This is a genomic window from Mesorhizobium sp. M1A.F.Ca.IN.020.06.1.1 (genome assembly GCF_004023265.1).
Classification (GTDB): Bacteria; Pseudomonadota; Alphaproteobacteria; order Rhizobiales; family Rhizobiaceae; genus Mesorhizobium.
On record NZ_RZSR01001073.1, the window covers coordinates 1 to 1,873 of the forward strand.

2 protein-coding genes are annotated in these 1,873 nt (G+C 61.3%); both read left to right on the top strand.

Annotated features, from left to right (window positions below; all coding sequences use genetic code 11):
• A partial coding sequence (locus EOA60_RS31035; protein WP_164899694.1) for a sigma 54-interacting transcriptional regulator occupies positions 1–817 on the top strand: 817 nt, incomplete at its 5' end.
• A 378-nt stretch (positions 818–1,195) separates the two neighbouring features.
• Positions 1,196–1,873 (top strand): YcbK family protein (locus EOA60_RS31040; protein WP_128312478.1); only part of this gene is annotated, 678 nt, incomplete at its 3' end.

A 1,873-nucleotide genomic window follows, 5' to 3' on the forward strand; every position in this document is an offset into this window, starting at 1 on the left:
GTTCCTGGACGAGATCGGCGACCTGCCGCTCGACGTCCAGGTCAAGCTGCTGCGCGCCGTGCAGGAGGGCGAGGTCGACCCGGTCGGCGGCCGTTCGACCGTCAAGGTCGACATCCGGCTGATCTCGGCGACGCATCGGAATCTTTTGCAGCAGGTCAAGGACGGCAAATTCCGCGAGGACCTATTTTATCGCCTGAACGTCTATCCGATCTTCGTGCCGCCGCTGCGCGACCGGCGCGAAGACATCCCCCATCTGGTCAGGCATTTCATGGAGAAGGTGGCGCCGGCCGATCCGCGTCATCGTCTCACCGGCATATCGGCCAAAGCGCTGGCGATGCTGCAGGCCTACGATTGGCCGGGCAACATCCGCCAGCTGGAAAATGCGGTGTTCAGGGCGTCGGTGCTCGCCGAAGGCGAATTGCTGACCGAAGAGGAATTCCCACAGATCCGCGCGCAGGTCGAAGGCACGGTGAAGCTCGATGCCGAGCCTGCGACTGCCGTGGCACCGGTCGCGGACGAGCGGCAGCCGGGCGATCAGGCCGTCTCCAATGGAGCGGCGGCAGGTTCGCACGAGGCCGAGGCGCGGGCGCCGCTGCAGCCGCGATTCGGCACGCTGAGGGCCTTGGACGAGCGCGGCAATGTGCGGGCGCTGGCCGATGTCGAGTTCGAGATGATCAAGCTTGCGATCGACCACTATAACGGCCAGATGAGCGAGGTGGCGCGCCGCCTCGGCATCGGGCGCTCTACGCTCTACCGCAAGTTGAAGGAATATGGCATTGACCCCGAAGCGGGTCGGCTTGATCGACTTGCCTCCTGAGACGCAAGCCCAGCCCAGCCTACCGGTTTATATTCCGACTTAAATCGTCGCTTTTTCGTTTCTGAAGGCGCTTTTTCAGTCGCTTGCGTGTTCGCGATCACGCATTTAACGCAATCGGTAACAGATTGTGTTTGGGCCAAAGCCGAATTCTCGATCTAAACCAGCGATTTACCACGAAACATGGTGCATCATTTTTGACGGGATATCGCCACGGTGTTACCGCATTTCGGCTCCACTAAGCGATGATTAACCATTAGGATCGATATTCGGATGTGAGAACCACGCATCCGTTTGGGCAAATCCGGGGACAAACGGCAGCCTGCAAGGCCTTTTGATTTGAACCAAGTCGAACGACACACGAACGGGCGGCATTTTCACATGAGCGTCTGGCCACGGTGGCTGACGTTTGTGATTTTGGCCGTAGGGTTCCTTTCGGCAGCCGCCTCCGGCGCGAAAGCCGAAGTCCGTTCGCTGAAGCTCTATCACCTGCACACGCACGAAAAGGCCGAGATCGTCTACAAGCGTAACGGCCGCTACGTTCCCGAAGGCCTGCGCAAGATCAACATCATCCTGCGCGACTGGCGCCGCAACGAGCCGACCAAGATGGATCCGCGGCTGCTCGATCTGGTGTGGGAGGCCTACCGGCAGAGCGGAGCGACCGACTACATCCAGGTCGTCTGCGGCTATCGCTCGCCATCTACCAATTCGATGCTGCGCAGCCGCAGCCGCGGTGTCGCCGAGAAAAGCCAGCACATGCTTGGCAAGGCGATGGACTTCTACATCCCCGGCGTGCCGCTGAAGAAGCTGCGCAACATCGGCCTCAAGATGCAGGGCGGCGGCGTCGGCTACTATCCGAATTCCGGTTCTCCGTTCGTCCACATGGATGTCGGCAATGTCCGCCACTGGCCGGGTATCAGCCGTCAGGAACTGGTCAGCCTGTTCCCGAACGGCAAGACGCTGCACGTGCCGAGCGACGGCCGGCCGCTGCCTGGCTATGAGCAGGCTCTGGCCGCCTACAAGGCGCGCAAGGGCGCCGGCACCCCCAATATCGAGCTG